This window comes from Staphylococcus sp. IVB6181 (assembly GCF_025561445.1).
Classification (GTDB): Bacteria; Bacillota; Bacilli; order Staphylococcales; family Staphylococcaceae; genus Staphylococcus; species Staphylococcus simulans_B.
The window spans coordinates 1,437,647-1,455,768 of the sequence record NZ_CP095096.1; the positions used below are offsets into that span (position 1 = coordinate 1,437,647).

Genomic DNA, 18,122 nt, shown 5'->3' on the forward strand with positions numbered 1-18,122 from the left:
GAGAGGTGCCAGTTGTGGAAAATAATATTATTACAATTTACGGTGAAGTACCTGAGCTAATTGATAAAAAGACAAATGAGCTTACACAACAATATTTGCAAACAGATAAAGATGACTTTAACTTTGCAAGTTTTAATTTAAACGAAACAGAAATCAGTGTATGTATTGAAGAAGCAATGACTTTACCTTTTTTCTCAGATGAAAAAGCAGTTGTGATTAAAAATGCTTATGTATTTACTGGTGAAAAGGGCAGTAAAGATGTAACGCACAATCTAGAGCAGCTGCAAGAATTTATTGAAAAGTTCGATGGACCCTCACTTGTAATATTTGAAGTATATAACCAAAAATTAGACGAGCGTAAGAAGCTTGTGAAAACTTTAAAAAAACATTCAAAGCTGATTAAAATAGAGCAAATGTCTGAAGAAGAATTGAAAAATTGGATTAAAACATCCTTGAATGAACAATATAAAGACATTAAGCAAGATGCGTTAAACCTTTTTATTGATTTAACAGGTATTAATTTCAATTTGGTAAAGCAAGAGTTGGATAAAATCATTTTATATTTAGGGGATCGACCTACAATTACAAAGCAGGATGTTGAAACGATTGTAAATAGAAGTTTAGAACAAAATGTATTTCTATTAACTGATTATATTCAACAAGGTAAGAAACCAGAAGCTGTAAATTTGGTGAATGATTTAATCACCATGAAAGAAGAGCCAATCAAGTTATTGGCATTAATAGCAAGTAATTTCAGATTGTACTACCAATGTAAAATTTTAGCGAAAAAAGGGTATTCTCAACAACAGATTGCTAAAACAGTCAGTGTACATCCATTCAGAGTTAAATTAGCTTTAAGAGCATCAAGACAATATGATTTAAGACATTTAATGCAAATCATGAATGCATGTGCTGAAACTGACTACAAACTTAAATCTTCTTATATGGATAAACAATTGATATTGGAACTTTTTATTTTGTCCATATAAAAAAAGTTCAAGCCAAGAGCTTGAACTTTTTCATTATTTAGCTGCAACCATCAATTGTGATTTTACGCGGTCAGCTTTATTTGAGTGGATTAAGTTAGCTTGTGCTGCTTTATCAACTTTTTTCACAGCGATACGTACTAATTCTTCTTTGTTATCAGCGTTTTCAGCGATAGCTGTTTTCGCACGTTTAACTGCAGTACGCATAGCATTTTTTTGAGAAATGTTTTGTGCTTCAGCTTTGTTAGTTGTTTTAACACGTTTAATAGCAGATTTAATATTTGGCATCGAATGTCACCTCCTATAGTGATCTATGCTCATCAAATAAATATTTGATTACAACAAGAAATATTTTATCAAATGTACTATTAAACTGCAATCATTTATTTTTAAAGAGGCTTTTAACAAGCGCAGATTTACAGTAAAATAGAGTCTGACAATAAATGTACAATAAATTGCCATTAGTTGCAATTATGGGGCAAACACGTTATTATATCAAAGAATATCATACATAATGCTCTATTGAATATTATGAAAGCGAGTAGATAGAATGAATAATCAAGAACGGTTAAACCGACAAGAAAATATTAGAAACTTTTCTATCATTGCCCACATTGACCATGGGAAGTCAACTTTGGCTGATAGAATTTTAGAAAATACAAAAAGTGTAGAAACAAGAGAGATGCATGCGCAATTATTAGACTCAATGGATTTGGAAAGAGAACGCGGTATTACGATTAAATTAAACGCAGTTCGATTGAAATATGAAGCAAACGACGGCAACAGTTATATTTTTCATCTTATCGATACACCAGGACACGTCGACTTTACTTATGAGGTATCACGTTCTCTAGCAGCTTGTGAAGGGGCAATATTAGTAGTAGATGCTGCTCAAGGTATTGAAGCACAAACTTTAGCTAACGTGTATCTTGCATTAGATAACGACTTAGAATTGCTTCCTGTCGTAAACAAAATCGATTTGCCGGCTGCAGAACCAGAAAGAGTTAAACAAGAATTAGAAGATGTCATTGGTTTAGACCAAGATGAAGTGGTTTTAGCAAGTGCTAAATCCAACATCGGTATTGAAGATATCTTAGAAAAAATTGTTGAAGTTGTTCCGCCTCCGCAAGGTGATCCTGAAGCTCCATTAAAAGCATTGATTTTCGACTCTGAATACGATGCATATCGCGGTGTCATTTCATCTATCCGTATTATCGACGGTGTTGTAAAAGTTGGAGATAAAATTAAAATGATGGCTACAGGCAAAGAATTCGAAGTTACAGAAGTAGGTATCAATACACCGAAACAATTGCCTGTTGAAGAATTAACTGTCGGAGATGTTGGTTACATTATTGCCAGCATTAAAAATGTAGACGACTCACGTGTAGGGGATACTATTACACACGCTGAGCGACCAGCCGCAGAACCTTTAAAAGGTTATAAGAAAATGAATCCGATGGTATTCTGCGGACTCTTCCCGATTGATAATAAGAATTATAACGACCTAAGAGAAGCATTAGAGAAACTTCAATTAAACGATGCTTCTTTAGAATTCGAACCTGAAACATCACAAGCATTAGGATTTGGGTTCCGTACAGGTTTCTTAGGTATGCTGCACATGGAAATTATCCAAGAGCGTATCGAAAGAGAATTCGGTATTGAGCTTATTGCTACGGCACCATCTGTTATTTATGAATGTGTCTTGAAAAATGGAGACAAAAAAATTGTTGATAACCCTGCTCAAATGCCTGAGCGTGATCAAATTGAAAAAATTTACGAACCATACGTTAAAGCAACTATGATGGTACCTAGTGATTATGTCGGTGCTGTAATGGAACTTTGCCAAAGTAAACGCGGTCAATTTATCAATATGGATTATTTAGATGATATTCGAGTAAATATTATTTATGATATTCCATTATCAGAAGTTGTATTCGACTTCTTCGACCAATTAAAATCAAACACTAAAGGTTATGCATCATTTGATTACGAATTGATTGGTTATAAAGAAAGTAATCTTGTTAAGATGGATATCTTGCTTAACGGAGATAAAGTGGACGCATTAAGCTTTATCGTTCACAAAGACTTCGCGTATGAACGCGGTAAAGCTTTAGTTGAAAGATTAAAAACTTTAATTCCGCGTCAACAATTCGAGGTGCCTGTTCAAGCAGCAGTTGGTCATAAAATTATTGCACGTACAAACATTAAATCAATGGGTAAAAACGTACTTGCAAAATGTTACGGCGGGGATATCAGCCGTAAACGTAAATTATTAGAAAAACAAAAAGAAGGTAAAGCTAAAATGAAAGCTGTAGGTAACGTAGAGATTCCTCAGGATGCATTCTTAGCTGTACTAAAAATGGATGAAGATTAATAAAGGTTGGGACACTCGAACGTCCCAGCTTTTTATTTTGAATTTCATTCCTAAAAGAGAGGCGAAACCATGAAAGTAGAAAGTGCATATATTCATATCCCTTTTTGTGTCAGAATTTGTACTTACTGTGATTTCAATAAATATTTCATTCATAATCAACCTGTCGATGACTATTTAGACTGCTTGATTGAAGAGTTTAAAACTGCCAATAATAGAAATTTGAAAACGATGTTTGTCGGAGGCGGTACACCCACAGCTTTAAGTAATAAACAATTAGAAAGATTGCTGCAAGCCATCAATACACATTTTAATATCTCAAATGAATATACGTTTGAAGCGAACCCTGATGAACTTACACCTTCAAAAATCAAATTATTAAAGGATTATGGTGTCAATAGAATATCGATGGGGGTACAGACGTTTGATCAAGATTTATTAAAAGTACTTGGACGTACACATCAAACAAACGATATTTATAATGCTGTGGATTTGGCAAATCAATACAACATTGATTCAATCAGTTTAGATTTAATGTATCATTTGCCAGGTCAAACGATAGAGCAGTTTGAAAAAAGCTTGGATATTGCACTGTCCATGGATATCAATCACATTTCAAGCTATGGTTTAATTTTGGAACCTAAGACTCAATTTTATAACCTATATCGTAAAGGAAAATTAAAATTACCCAATGAAGACTTAGGTGAAGAAATGTATCAATTGCTTCTGAGTAAAATTAATCAATCTTCAATGCATCAATATGAAATTTCAAACTTCAGTCAGATCGGCCATGAATCTGAACATAATAAAGTATATTGGAAAAACGAAGGGTATTACGGCTTTGGTGCAGGCGCCAGCGGTTACGTGAATGGGGTAAGATATTCGAATGTTAATCCAGTCAATCACTACATTAAGAAAATACAAAATAATGAACGCCCAATACTTCATCAGACAACACCAACGCGTAATGAACAAATGGAAGAGCAAATGTTTTTAGGTTTACGTATGAATCAAGGCGTAGATAAAACAGTTTTCAAAGAAAAATTCCAAACTGATATCAATCAAGTTTATGAGAAAGCATTAACAGATTTAAGCAAAAAAGAACTGATTATTAATGATGAGAATCATGTTGCTTTAACCGACAGAGGGAAAGTAATCGGCAATGAAGTCTTCGAAGCATTTCTTATTGATTAACTTTTTTTACAGTCCAATGCTTTAACATTGACTTACTTTGACCAATTTGATAAATTATAATTAGCACTTGGAAGAAGAGAGTGCTAATGAGGTGGAAACATGATTACAGATAGACAATTGAGCATTTTAAATGCCATTGTTGAAGATTATGTAGATTATGGTTTACCTGTTGGATCTAAAACGATTATAGAGCGGCACAACGTAAATGTCAGTCCTGCTACTATTAGAAATGAAATGAAACAATTGGAATCAATTGGTTTAGTAGAGAAGTCTCATGCTTCATCTGGCAGGTCGCCGTCAGTGAAAGGTTTTAGATATTACGTAGACCAGCTGTTGGAAAATACTTCTCCTCTTAAAGAATCGCACAACCAGCGTTTAAACAAATTATTAATGGAATATAATTTCAATTTATCTGCTGCATTAAGTGTTTATGCAAATGAATTGTCATTATTTACCCAGTATACTACGTTGGTAATGAAACCGAATCAATCAAAAGATTTAATCAGCGATGTTCATTTGTTTAATGCGACCGCAAATTTGGTTATTATGGTAATTGTGTTCGAAACAGGTGATGTAGAGCACATTCAATTGGCCATAGATGAGAAAATTTCTAAATCGCGTTTAATCCAAATTGCCAACTACATCAAAGAAATTTATAATAACAAAGGCTTTGAAGATAAAACATTTGAACAATCCAATGATATCTCAACGGTTCATCAATTAACAGATTTGCTTTACCAAAGAGTAAATGATAGTCAAAACGACATTTACCTTGGCGGAAAATCTATTTTAATTGATACATTAAATGAACAGAATGTGAATTCAATACAACAAATTCTTCAATATTTAGAGTCCAATAAGATATTGAAACTGTTCGAAGAAGGTAATCACTCTGGTATCGATGTTAAAATCGGTCAAGAAATTGATAATAGATTAGAAGATATTTCCATTGTGATGAGTGATTATCATATTGATGAGCATCTTAAAGGGCACATAGCTGTTATTGGACCAACCGCTATGCGTTATCAAAATGTAATTCAATTACTATACAAAATATAGTGTTGAAACGTATTGGAGGACGGAAAATGGCAGAAAAAGATCAATCAGTAAACAATGAAGAAGTTGCTGAAAATGAAGAAACAGCAGTAGATTCAAATACTGAAGAACAGACTCAAACAACAGAGAATAATGAAGACGTTCAAAATGATTCAGAAGAGAATCAACAAGAGAATGAAATCCAACAACTTAAAGATGAGTTAAATGAACAAGAAGAAAAATATTTACGTCTTTATGCAGAGTTTGAAAACTACAAAAGACGTATTCAAAATGAAAATCAAACTTTAAAAACTTACCAATCTCAAAGTGTTTTAACAGATATCTTGCCGACAATCGATAACATCGAACGCGCGTTGCAAATCGAAGGCGACGATGAATCATTTAAATCTCTTCAAAAAGGGGTACAAATGGTTTATGAAAGCTTATTACGCGCATTGGAAGAAAATGGTCTTGAAAAAATTCAAGCACTTGGCGAACAATTCGATCCAAACTTCCATCAAGCTGTAATGCAAGATAATGATGATTCATACGAATCAGGCGCTGTTACACAAGAGCTTCAAATGGGTTATAAATTGAAGGATCGTGTATTACGCCCTTCAATGGTAAAAGTAAACCAATAAAAATAACTGATTAAATAAAACAACAAATGTAATTAGGAGGAATTATTAGTTATGGGTAAAATTATCGGTATTGACTTAGGTACAACAAATTCTTGCGTGTCTGTTTTAGAAGGCGACGAACCAAAAGTTATTCAAAATCCAGAAGGTGCACGTACAACTCCATCAGTTGTTGCATTTAAAAATGGTGAAACTCAAGTAGGTGAAGTTGCTAAACGACAAGCAATTACAAACCCTAACACAATTCAATCTATCAAACGTGAAATGGGTACTGAACACAAAGTAGACGTTGATGGAAAATCATATACACCACAAGAAATTTCAGCAATGATTCTTCAAAACCTAAAAAGCACTGCTGAAAGCTATTTAGGCGACAAAGTTGATAAAGCAGTTATCACAGTACCTGCATATTTCAACGACGCTGAACGTCAAGCAACTAAAGATGCTGGTAAAATTGCTGGTTTAGAAGTTGAACGTATTATCAACGAACCAACAGCAGCTGCATTAGCTTATGGTTTAGATAAAACTGAACAAGACGAAAAAGTCTTAGTATTCGACCTTGGCGGCGGTACTTTCGACGTATCTATCCTTGAATTAGGCGACGGCGTATTCGAAGTACTTTCTACTGCTGGCGACAACAAACTCGGCGGTGACGATTTCGACCAAGTAATCATTGACTATTTAGTAGAAGAATTCAAAAAAGAAAACGGAATCGACTTATCTCAAGATAAAATGGCATTGCAACGTTTGAAAGATGCAGCTGAAAAAGCTAAAAAAGACTTATCAGGTGTATCTCAAACTCAAATCTCATTACCATTCATTTCTGCTGGAGAAAGCGGTCCATTACACTTAGAAATCACACTTACGCGTTCTAAATTCGAAGAACTTTCTGATGATTTAGTACGTCGTACAATGGAACCGACTCGTCAAGCATTAAGCGATGCTGGTTTAACAAGCAAAGATATCGATGAAGTTATCTTAGTTGGTGGTTCTACTCGTATTCCTGCAGTTCAAGAAGCTGTTAAAAAAGAAATCGGCAAAGAACCAAACAAAAGTGTTAACCCTGACGAAGTAGTTGCTATGGGTGCAGCAATCCAAGGCGGCGTTATCTCAGGTGACGTTAAAGACGTTGTATTATTAGACGTTACACCATTATCATTAGGTATCGAAATCATGGGCGGCCGTATGAATACACTTATTGAACGTAATACAACAATCCCAACATCTAAATCTCAAGTTTATTCAACTGCTGCAGATAACCAACCAGCTGTAGACATTCACGTATTACAAGGTGAACGTCCAATGGCTTCAGACAACAAAACATTAGGACGCTTCTCATTAACTGATATTCCACCAGCTCCACGCGGTGTACCTCAAATCGAAGTAACATTCGACATTGATAAAAACGGTATCGTTAATGTAACAGCTAAAGACTTAGGTACTAATAAAGAACAAAATATCACAATCGAATCAAGCTCTTCATTATCTGACGATGAAATCGATCAAATGGTAAAAGATGCTGAACAAAATGCTGAAGCTGACAAAAAACGTCGTGAAGAAAGTGACTTACGCAACGAAGCTGACAGCTTAGTCTTCCAAGTTGAAAAAACATTGAAAGACTTAGGCGGCAACATTTCTGAAGACGACAAAAAACAAGCTGAAGACAAAAAAGAAGACTTGAAAAAAGCGCTTGAAGGTGACGATTTAGATGATATTAAATCTAAAAAAGAAGACCTTGAAAAAGTAGTTCAAGATTTATCAATGAAAGTTTACCAACAAGCTCAAGAAGCTCAGCAACAACAACAAGGTGATCAAGGCGGCAACAACAGCGATGTTGAAGATGCTGACTTCACTGAAGTTAAAGATGATGATAAAAAAGACGATAACAAATAATATTTGAAATCGTATATGTTTGAAAGCTGCTATAACTAAATAATAGAAGAAGGCGGCTTCTTGAATTAAAATTTAAGTCAAAGTCAATTGTACATTGGCTTTGACTTTTTATTATTTAACGAACTATACTTTAAAAGGTAAATAAAATCTATACTAGCAGAAAAGATAGGAGAGATTACAGTGGCAAAAAGAGACTACTATGAAGTCTTAGGTGTCAGCAAAGATGCGTCAAAAGACGAAATCAAAAAAGCCTACCGTAAATTATCCAAAAAATATCATCCAGATATTAATAAAGAAGAAGGCGCAGAAGACAAGTTCAAAGAGGTCACTGAAGCATATGAAGTCTTAAGTGATGAGAACAAACGTGCAAACTATGATCAGTTCGGCCATGATGGACCGCAAGGCGGATTCGGCAGCCAAGGCTTCGGCGGACAAGACTTCAGCGGATTCGGCGGCGGTTTCGAAGATATTTTCAGTTCATTCTTCGGCGGCGGAGGTGCTCAAAGAGATCCTAACGCACCCCGTAAAGGCGATGATTTACAATATACAATGACAATTTCTTTCGAAGAAGCAGTTTTCGGTACTGAAAAAGAAATTTCAATCAGAAAAGAAGTAAAATGTGAAACTTGCGGCGGATCAGGTGCAAAACCAGGTTCTAAAAAGAAAACTTGTCATTACTGTAATGGTACAGGACATGTATCAGTTGAACAAAATACAATACTAGGCCGTGTACGTACAGAAAAAGTTTGTCCAGTATGTAATGGTACAGGTGAAGAAATTGAAGAGCCATGTCCTACATGTCACGGTAAAGGTACTGAAACTAAAAATGTTAAACTTAAAGTCAAAGTACCTGAAGGTGTAGACAATGATCAGCAAATCCGTTTAGCAGGCGAAGGTGCACCGGGGCATAATGGCGGACCTCAAGGTGATTTATATGTTGTATTCAGAGTTCAACCTTCTGATAAATTCATTCGTGAAGGCGATGACATCTTCTACAACTTGAAAATCAGCTTCCCTCAAGCAGCACTTGGTGATGAAATCAAAGTACCTACACTTAATGGTCATGTTATGCTTACTGTGCCGGAAGGTACACAAGATGGTAAGCAATTCCGCATGAAAGACAAAGGTGTTAAAAATGTTCACGGTTATGGACATGGTGATTTATTCGTTAATATCAACGTTGTAACTCCAACGAAATTAAACGAAAAACAAAAATCATTAATGAGAGAATTTGCGGAAATCAGCGGTGAAGAAATTGAAGAACAACCATCAAACTTCAAAGAACGCGCACGCAGATTCTTTAAAGGAGATTAAATGCGATGAACTGGATGGAAATTTCAATTGTTGTGAATCATGAAGTCCAAGATGCTGCGTCCAATATACTAGAAAACTTTGGGTCAAATGGCGTTGCTATAGAAGATTCTAATGACTTGAAAGGTAATTTAGCGGATAAATTCGGAGAGATTTATGAGTTGAACCCAGAAGACTATCCGACTAGCGGCGTTAGAATAAAAGCATACTTTAATGAATTGGATTACTCAGAGCAATTAAAACAAGATATTTTAAATGAATTGAACAATTTGGATGATTTAGATAAAAATATCTTCAGTTTTGATGAAAAAACAATTCAAGAACAAGATTGGGCTAATGAATGGAAGAATTATTTCCATCCTTTCAAAGCCTCTGATAGATTTACAATTGTTCCAAGTTGGGAACAATACGATAAAACAGATGCTGATGAGCTGTTGATAGAATTAGATCCAGGCATGGCTTTCGGGACAGGAGATCATCCAACGACAAGCATGTGTTTAAAAGCGATAGAAAAATATGTGACACCTGATCATTCAGTGATAGATGTAGGTACAGGCTCTGGTATTTTAAGCATTGCTTGCTCTCTGCTTGGCGTTAAAAAGATAAAAGCTTTGGATTTAGATGAACTCGCTATCAAAGTAGCAAAAGAAAACTTTGAAAAAAATGGCTGCGTAGATCAAATTGAAACAGCAACAGGCAATTTATTACAAGGTGAAACACATCACTATGATGTTGTTATTGCAAATATATTAGCGCATATTATTGAAGAAATGATAGATGACGCTTATAATACTTTAAATGATGATGGTTTATTTATCACATCTGGTATCATCGAAGAGAAAAGCGATGAAATTATCAATCATATGAAGCGTACAGGTTTTAATATCATTTCTATTAATCACGACAACGGTTGGGTTTGTATCGTTGGCGAGAAAGCGAGCAATTAATATGCAAAGATATTTTTTAAATCAAAACGCTGATGAAGATCAGCGTTTTTTTATTACTGATAAAGAAGATATACACCATATAACGAATGTTATGCGTCATCAAATCGGCGACAAAATCATAATTACTTTCGAAAATTTAAAAGTTTATACATGCATCATTACTTCAATCGATGACACAGAAATTGAAGTCGAATTGGAAGAAGCACAACCGAACGATACTGAATTGCCGGTTGAAGTTACTATTTGCAGCGGATTGATAAAGGCAGATAAATATGAATGGCTGCTTCAAAAATCTACAGAGCTTGGTGCCTCTCATTTTATCGCTGTACAAATGGACCGCTCAGTTGTGAAATTAAACCAAAGCAAAGTTGATAAGAAAATGGTGCGTTGGAACAAAATTGTTAAAGAAGCAGCAGAACAAAGTTATCGTCTTGTTATCCCTACAATAGAATTTGTATCGAATTTAAAGGGAGTTTATGTTAATATAGATAAATATGATTATGTACTAGTCGCTTACGAAGACGTTGCCAAAGAAGGCGAAATGAGTGAATTCAAACGTGCTCTGAAGCAATTTGGCAGTGGAGATCGTGTATTAATTATTTTTGGACCAGAAGGCGGTTTAAGTCCTGAGGAAGTTGAATTGTTCAAAAACAATGGATACATAGTGGGCTTAGGTCATCGGATTTTAAGAGCAGAAACAGCTCCATTGTATGCGCTTAGTGCAATTAGTTATGAAAAAGAATTAATGGGGTGAAAATAAATGTCAACAGTAGCTTTTCATACTTTAGGTTGTAAAGTAAACCATTATGAAACTGAAGCAATTTGGCAATTATTTAAAGATGCCGGCTATGATCGTGTTGAATTCGATACAAATGCCGATGTCTTTGTTATAAATACATGTACAGTCACAAATACAGGCGATAAAAAAAGCAGACAAGTTATTAGAAGAGCAATTAGAAAAAATCCAGATGCAGTCGTATGCGTAACAGGCTGTTATGCACAAACTTCATCTGCGGAAATTATGGATATTCCAGGTGTAGATGTTGTAGTAGGAACACAAGACCGTACGAAATTACTTGGTTATATCGAAGAATTTAAAGCAGAACGTCAACCAATCAACGGTGTCGGCAACATTATGAAAAACCGTAAATATGAAGAGTTGGAAGTGCCTTACTTTACAGACAGAACACGTGCTTCACTTAAAATCCAAGAAGGCTGCAACAACTTCTGTACATTCTGTATTATTCCATGGGCGCGTGGTTTAATGCGTTCAAGAGATCCGGAGAAAGTTGTAGAACAAGCAACTACATTAGTCAACTCTGGTTATAAAGAGATTGTATTAACAGGTATTCATACCGGCGGATACGGTCAAGACTTGAAAGATTATAATTTAGCTCAATTACTGCGTGACCTTGAAGCAGTAGATGGACTAGAAAGAATCAGAATTTCATCAATTGAAGCAAGTCAATTAACTGATGAAGTCATTGATGTTATTTCAAATTCAAACAAAGTTGTACGTCACTTGCACGTACCATTGCAATCAGGTTCAGATTCAGTTCTAAAAAGAATGAGACGTAAATACTCAATGGCGCATTTCTCTGAACGCTTGATGAAATTACATGAAGCATTGCCTGGTTTAGCAGTAACCAGTGATGTGATTGTTGGATTCCCAGGCGAAACAGAAGAAGAATTCCAAGAAACTTACGACTTTATTCTTGATCATCATTTCTCTGAACTTCATGTATTCCCATATTCTGCTCGTACAGGTACACCTGCAGCTAGAATGGATGGACAAATTGATGAAAGTGTTAAAAACGAACGTGTCCATAAATTGATTGAATTAAGTAATCAATTAGCAAAAGAATACGCATCTCACTTTGATCAAAAAGTACTTGAAGTCATTCCTGAAGAAACAGGTGACGAACCTGGTACATTAGTAGGTTATGCAGATAACTATATGAAAGTACAATTTGAAGGCGATGAATCATTAATCGGCGAATTAGTGAGAGTTAAAATTACTGAAGTCGGCTATCCTTTAAATAAAGGCTATGTTACACGCGTAATTGATCATGCGACAAACAGCAGTGAATTCTCAGCTATCGTATAATGTACAAAAAATTAATTATTCTAATTGACCGCAACAATCAGTTATATTATAATTATGATTGCATGGTTTACACTCAACCATGTGAATGAATTTTAAAGTTCCGTTGTTATTTGGAGGGAGGGAAATACAGATGTCTAAAACAGTAGTCCGTAAAAACGAATCACTTGAAGATGCATTACGCCGTTTCAAACGCTCAGTTTCTAAAAGCGGTACAATTCAAGAAGTACGTAAACGTGAATTTTACGAAAAACCAAGTGTTAAACGTAAAAAGAAATCAGAAGCTGCACGTAAACGTAAATTCAAATAATTATTAAGTCTGTTGACTCCCTCAACAAACAATTAATTATTATATTAAGCAGTTTATAGACTCCAGGTTTTACTTATTGTAAAACTTGGGGTTTTTTCTTTTATTTAATAAAAATAATCATATCTATCTCTTTGCGCATTAAAATGTATCAATATTCCTATAATTACCTAAAGCAATAATGTATAATAAAACTGAGAGCGAGGTGAATCTATGTCACATCAGGCTGAAATCCTACATAATATTTCAGTATTTCAGACTAATTCTGATCCCTTATTACATCAAATCAGCGATGTCATCACAAGTCCGTTAATATCATTAATTTTGACTTGTATTATCTTTTTAGGTTTTCTTTATCAACTCTATTCTAAACGCATCAATTTTATGGGGATTATTGCGTCCATCGCTTTATTAATTCTATTTCTAGGTTATTTAATCCAAGGTGAAGTTTCACTAATATCCATTGGTTTATTCATTATAGGTGTTATACTGCTTATAATAGAATTTTTCGTTGTGGGTGCCATTATAGGAATCATCGGGATAATTCTGATTACAATCAGTATTATTATGCTCGGTGATAATATTTTATGGATGCTGATCAACGTAGTTATTGCTTTGATTCTGACTATTATAGAATGGGTGATTTTAGTGAAAGGATACAATAAGAAGATTTCGTTGTTTGAAAAAGTAATATTAAGGGATTCCACTACATCTGAAGCTGGCTACACTTCACATGATGACCGCTCTAATTTAGTAGGACAAACTGCTGTCACTTTAACTGAATTACGTCCTGCCGGTATTATTTCACTTAACGATGAACGTATCGATGCAGTATCTGATGGAACATTTATTCAAAGAGATGTGAAAGTCAAAGTAACAGTAGTTGAAGGTTCGAGAGTAGTTGTAAGAGAAATTAAAAACACATAACACTAGGAGGCACATTACATGTTAATACCATTAATAATCATCATTGTTATTGCAGTAATCGCTTTATTAATCTTATTTTCATTTGTACCAATCGGTTTATGGATCTCTGCAATAGCAGCTGGTGTAAAAGTAAATATCGGTACATTAATCGGTATGCGCTTAAGACGTGTATCACCGCGTAAAGTTATTGCACCATTAATTAAAGCACACAAAGCTGGTTTGAATTTAACAACTAATCAATTAGAATCTCACTACTTAGCCGGCGGTAATGTTGACCGCGTTGTAGATGCAAACATTGCTGCGCAGCGTGCAGATATCAACTTGCCATTTGAAAGAGGGGCAGCTATCGACTTAGCAGGTCGTGATGTACTTGAAGCAGTACAAATGTCTGTTAACCCTAAAGTTATTGAAACACCATTTATTACAGGTGTCGCAATGAACGGTATCGAAGTAAAAGCGAAAGCAAGAATCACAGTACGTGCTAATATTTCTCGTTTAGTCGGCGGTGCCGGCGAGGAAACAATTATTGCCCGTGTCGGCGAAGGTATTGTTTCAACAATCGGTTCAAGTGAACATCATACAGTCGTTCTTGAAAATCCAGATAACATTTCTAAAACAGTTCTCAGCAAAGGTTTGGATTCTGGGACAGCATTCGAAATTCTATCAATCGACATCGCTGATGTAGATATCGGTAAAAACATCGGTGCTGACTTGCAAACTGAACAAGCATTGGCTGATAAGAACATTGCTCAAGCGAAAGCTGAAGAACGTCGTGCTATGGCAGTAGCTTCTGAACAAGAAATGAAAGCTCGTGTTCAAGAAATGCGTGCTAAAGTTGTGGAAGCTGAATCTGAAGTACCGTTAGCAATGTCTGAAGCACTAAGAAAAGGCAATATTGGTGTTAAAGATTACTATAACTTGAAAAATATAGAAGCAGATACAGGAATGCGTGAATCAATCAATAAACGTACACAACCTGACGATAATGAGTCACCAGATAATTAAAGAGGTGATTAAATGAGTATCGGTCTTATAATTTTTATCATCAGTATTGTTATTTCATTAATCAGTGCAATCAATGATAAAAATCATAAAAAACGTCAACAAAACCAACCTAAATCACCTAGAAGACAGCCTACAACTGAGCGAAAGCCTCATAAAGGCTTCTTAGAACAGTTAGGTGATAAGTTCGAAGAGATGGAAAAACAATTTGAAGCAGAAACACAACCTTCAAAACGTAATTCATCTCCTAGACAATCAGAACCTGCTCAAACGAGAACCCAAGAGACGCGTCAAAGAAAAACTGAATCATCTTCCAATAAGAGACTGAACCAGCAAGAAAAAGAACAAGAATTAAAACAAGCACTTAATAATACTTTAGATAGTGAATTAAGTGACCTTCGTTCTGAAATGGACAGAAACAAAGAAAAGCAAATGGCAATTCTCGAACGTCGTGCACAAGAAATCATTGCGGATAAATACTTATCTGAACGTGCAAAGCGAGAACGTCTTAAACAGCTTTTCGCTAATAAATTCAGTCAGCATCGAGGACAAAACAATGATGATTTACGATTTAACGATGATGAAGTCTTAAACGGTATGATTTGGTCTGAAATATTAAAAAAACCGAAACAACTTCAATAAAAAAGAAATCGGGCTTGCGATGAAAATTGCAAGTCCGATTTCTTTTTTGTTTCTGTCTCATGAACATTATTGGATTAATAAAGGCTCTATAATAAATTCGGTTGATGAGATAACCTAGCGGTTATTTCTCAATCGAATTTTTTGCATAAAAAGGGCGCAACCCCCTAATATTTAAGTTACCAACACAAATAAAGAGAGGAATTGCGCTTATGACACATTGTATAGCAAAAATACTTGATTATAAAGGGAAAAATATTACTTTTTCTGATGATGTTCAGGAAGTTTACTTTAACTTGGTAAGAACTTTACTATTTAAAGGCACTTTGACATACACACCAGATTGTTGTGAAAACTGCGGAGCAGTAAATGAAAACCATAGAATAGTAAAGAATGGTAAAAGAAAAACGATGATAAAGCTTATGAAGATTCAAGGTAGTCCCAGTTATTTAGAGCTTAAAAAACAAAGGTTCTTTTGTCGTTCATGCCATTCATCATTTGTAGCAAAGACGAATTTTGTGAAAAAGCATCATAATTTCTGTAATAAATTAGCACTGCATATTCTGTATCAAAGCCATGAGAATAGATCTTGCAAAGGCATTGCTTACGATAACAATGTTAGTTCTGCTTCTGTAATACGTTATATTAATAAAACTGCAAATAGTGTTAAGTTAGGTCCATTTAATGAACTGCCCAAACATATCATGGTGGATGAATTCAAAAGTGTTAAAAATGTAGTAGGTAAAATGAGTTTTATATTTTGTGATGGTGATACGCATCAAATCGTAGATATTTTACCTGATCGTAGAAAGCGTGCATTATTTGCTTATTTTATCCGGTTTGATAGAGAAGTAAGAAAAAGAGTTGAAACAGTTACAACCGATATGTACAGCCCATATATTTCTTTATTTAAGCAGTTATTTCCAAATGCGAAAATCATTTTAGATCGATTTCACCTTGTTCAAGCATTAAATAGAGAACTCAATAGAGTTCGTATCAGGATAATGAATGAAAAAAGACATAAGGATGGCAAATACTATAGAAAACTTAAACATTATTGGAAGCTTATTCTTAAACCTTCCGAATCCTTGAATAGTACGCTTTATAAAGATAACAAGCTTTTCCCTGGATTAGAATCAGAAAAATCAATGATAAATTTTATTTTGGGTGAAAGCCCAGAGTTAAAGGATGTCTATGACAAAGTAAATGCGCTTCGTACATCAATAAAGACCAATGAAAATCATAAATTAACTCATCAAATTCTTAAATACCTTAAGGATAGAAATACTGATGGCGGACTTAAAAGAGTACTTAAAAGCTTTAGAAATTTTTTACCAGAAATTATGAATGCATTAAATCATCCTGGTCGCTCAAACGGCCCTATAGAAGCTATAAATAACAACATTAAAGTACTAAAAAGAATCGCTTATGGATACAGAAATTTCTATAACTTCAGAAATAGAATTCTAATCAAATTCAAGCTATTAGCTAAGAAAAAACATCGCTTCCATACCCCATTGCCTAAAGCAGCTTAAAATAAAAAATGCTCAGTTAGTAATACTAAATTCCATAGGAATTAAAGCAATACTAGCTGAGCGACATAGTTTATGGTAACTATAATATTTGATTTCAAATTTTATGCATCAACCGAATTTGACATAGAGCCTTAATAAAACGTTAGAACATGATATAATGAAACTATGAATATGTGGAAATTATTAACTAAGTCCGTAGTTTCCGTTGACAATAATATTCTGCATCTTAATTAAAATGAACACGCTGTTTGACAGCGATATATGTGAAAAGGAGTTAATGTATGCCAGGAATAATAGTTATTGACGATATGCATCAAGCCCAAGCTTTAATCGGTAATAATGATGAACACTTGCAAGCAATTGAAGAAGCGTTTAATGTCATTGTTCATGCAAGGGGGCAAGAGATAGCTGTAAAAGGGCAGCAACAAGAAGAAATAGAAAAAGCAGAAGCTGTAATTAAAAACCTTTTAAAAGTAATTGATCAAGGCGTATCGATTAATCTTAAAGATGTGGAAGCAGCAATTAAAATGGCAGAGAGAGGCTCAATTCAACATCTTGTTGATTTATACGATGAAGCCATCACTAAAGATGCTTACGGTAAAACCATTCGTGCTAAAACAATGGGGCAACGTCTTTATTTAAATGCGATGAAGCATAATGATTTAGTGTTCGGCATCGGACCTGCAGGTACAGGTAAAACTTTCTTAGCTGTGGTCTATGCTGCTAAAGAATTGCGACAAGGTAATGTAAAAAGAATTGTACTCACACGTCCGGCAGTAGAAGCCGGCGAATCATTAGGTTTCTTACCGGGTGACTTAAAGGAAAAAGTAGATCCTTATTTAAGACCGCTTTATGATGGTCTTCATACTGTATTAGGGCCAGAACAAACTGCACGATTTATAGAAAGAGGCATTATTGAAGTTGCACCGCTCGCATATATGCGCGGACGTACACTTGATGATGCATTTGTTATTTTAGATGAAGCGCAAAATACTACACATGCGCAAATGAAAATGTTTTTAACACGTTTAGGATTCGGCTCTCAAATGGTAGTGACAGGCGACATGACACAAGTCGACTTGCCAAAAGGCGTTAAAAGCGGGTTGAAACAGGCAGTTAATAGACTATCAAGTGTTAAAGGCATCAGTGTCCAAACGTTAGATCAAAGCGACGTAGTACGCCATCCATTGGTAAGCAAGATTATCAGCCGTTACGAAGGAGATGAATAATCCG

Annotated in this window: 17 protein-coding genes; 16 read left to right on the plus strand and 1 reads right to left on the minus strand. The window is 34.9% G+C overall.

All coding sequences use genetic code 11. The annotated features are described in order from the left end of the window. Positions 1 to 14: 14 nt before the first annotated feature. The gene (gene holA / locus MUA90_RS07015) at positions 15 to 989 is read left to right on the plus strand and encodes a DNA polymerase III subunit delta (RefSeq protein ID WP_114603244.1); all 975 of its coding nucleotides are present in this window, start codon (positions 15 to 17) and stop codon (positions 987 to 989) included. A gap of 33 nt (positions 990 to 1,022) precedes the next feature. Here holA and rpsT read toward each other — a convergent pair whose 3' ends face one another. After that, the gene (gene rpsT / locus MUA90_RS07020) at positions 1,023 to 1,274 is read right to left on the minus strand and encodes a 30S ribosomal protein S20 (RefSeq protein WP_105992658.1); all 252 of its coding nucleotides are present in this window, start codon (positions 1,272 to 1,274) and stop codon (positions 1,023 to 1,025) included. 262 nt (positions 1,275 to 1,536) lie between these two features. Here rpsT and lepA point away from each other — a divergent pair, with 262 nt between their 5' ends. The 15 genes from lepA (at position 1,537) to MUA90_RS07095 (ending at position 18,118) form a co-directional block, all read left to right on the plus strand. Then, the gene (gene lepA, locus MUA90_RS07025) at positions 1,537 to 3,360 is read left to right on the plus strand and encodes a translation elongation factor 4 (protein WP_262585936.1); all 1,824 of its coding nucleotides are present in this window, start codon (positions 1,537 to 1,539) and stop codon (positions 3,358 to 3,360) included. Between the two features lie 69 nt (positions 3,361 to 3,429). Beyond that, the gene (gene hemW, locus MUA90_RS07030) at positions 3,430 to 4,551 is read left to right on the plus strand and encodes a radical SAM family heme chaperone HemW (protein WP_262585938.1); all 1,122 of its coding nucleotides are present in this window, start codon (positions 3,430 to 3,432) and stop codon (positions 4,549 to 4,551) included. Positions 4,552 to 4,650: 99 nt separating this feature from the next. After that, positions 4,651 to 5,610 (plus strand): heat-inducible transcriptional repressor HrcA, encoded by a 960-nt coding sequence (gene hrcA, locus MUA90_RS07035; RefSeq protein WP_262585940.1) that lies wholly within the window; start codon positions 4,651 to 4,653, stop codon positions 5,608 to 5,610. A 26-nt stretch (positions 5,611 to 5,636) separates the two neighbouring features. Continuing rightward, entirely contained in the window at positions 5,637 to 6,227 is a 591-nt protein-coding gene (gene grpE, locus MUA90_RS07040; protein ID WP_262585942.1) for a nucleotide exchange factor GrpE, read from the plus strand. Between the two features lie 51 nt (positions 6,228 to 6,278). After that, a complete protein-coding gene (gene dnaK / locus MUA90_RS07045) occupies positions 6,279 to 8,117 on the plus strand; it encodes a molecular chaperone DnaK (RefSeq protein WP_262585944.1) in 1,839 nt (612 codons plus the stop codon). A gap of 180 nt (positions 8,118 to 8,297) precedes the next feature. Next, the gene (dnaJ, locus tag MUA90_RS07050) at positions 8,298 to 9,431 is read left to right on the plus strand and encodes a molecular chaperone DnaJ (protein WP_262585946.1); all 1,134 of its coding nucleotides are present in this window, start codon (positions 8,298 to 8,300) and stop codon (positions 9,429 to 9,431) included. 5 nt (positions 9,432 to 9,436) lie between these two features. Next, the gene (gene prmA / locus MUA90_RS07055; RefSeq protein WP_262585948.1) at positions 9,437 to 10,375 is read left to right on the plus strand and encodes a 50S ribosomal protein L11 methyltransferase; all 939 of its coding nucleotides are present in this window, start codon (positions 9,437 to 9,439) and stop codon (positions 10,373 to 10,375) included. Position 10,376: 1 nt separating this feature from the next. Next, positions 10,377 to 11,129 (plus strand): 16S rRNA (uracil(1498)-N(3))-methyltransferase, encoded by a 753-nt coding sequence (locus MUA90_RS07060; RefSeq protein ID WP_262585949.1) that lies wholly within the window; start codon positions 10,377 to 10,379, stop codon positions 11,127 to 11,129. A 6-nt stretch (positions 11,130 to 11,135) separates the two neighbouring features. Beyond that, positions 11,136 to 12,482, plus strand: coding sequence for a tRNA (N(6)-L-threonylcarbamoyladenosine(37)-C(2))-methylthiotransferase MtaB (gene mtaB / locus MUA90_RS07065; RefSeq protein ID WP_262585951.1), 1,347 nt, complete (start codon positions 11,136 to 11,138; stop codon positions 12,480 to 12,482). A gap of 130 nt (positions 12,483 to 12,612) precedes the next feature. Next, the gene (gene rpsU, locus MUA90_RS07070; RefSeq protein WP_000048060.1) at positions 12,613 to 12,789 is read left to right on the plus strand and encodes a 30S ribosomal protein S21; all 177 of its coding nucleotides are present in this window, start codon (positions 12,613 to 12,615) and stop codon (positions 12,787 to 12,789) included. Positions 12,790 to 12,999: 210 nt separating this feature from the next. Continuing rightward, a complete protein-coding gene (locus MUA90_RS07075; RefSeq protein WP_262585953.1) occupies positions 13,000 to 13,713 on the plus strand; it encodes an NfeD family protein in 714 nt (237 codons plus the stop codon). An 18-nt stretch (positions 13,714 to 13,731) separates the two neighbouring features. After that, on the plus strand, positions 13,732 to 14,718 hold the full coding sequence (floA, locus tag MUA90_RS07080; protein ID WP_114603255.1) for a flotillin-like protein FloA: 987 nt from the start codon (positions 13,732 to 13,734) through the stop codon (positions 14,716 to 14,718). Between the two features lie 12 nt (positions 14,719 to 14,730). Next, the gene (locus tag MUA90_RS07085; RefSeq protein ID WP_262585956.1) at positions 14,731 to 15,357 is read left to right on the plus strand and encodes a hypothetical protein; all 627 of its coding nucleotides are present in this window, start codon (positions 14,731 to 14,733) and stop codon (positions 15,355 to 15,357) included. 209 nt (positions 15,358 to 15,566) lie between these two features. Continuing rightward, positions 15,567 to 16,889, plus strand: a complete 1,323-nt coding sequence (locus tag MUA90_RS07090; RefSeq protein WP_262585957.1) for an ISL3 family transposase — start codon at positions 15,567 to 15,569, stop codon at positions 16,887 to 16,889. Between the two features lie 281 nt (positions 16,890 to 17,170). Next, on the plus strand, positions 17,171 to 18,118 hold the full coding sequence (locus MUA90_RS07095) for a PhoH family protein (protein WP_262585959.1): 948 nt from the start codon (positions 17,171 to 17,173) through the stop codon (positions 18,116 to 18,118). Positions 18,119 to 18,122: the final 4 nt, after the last annotated feature.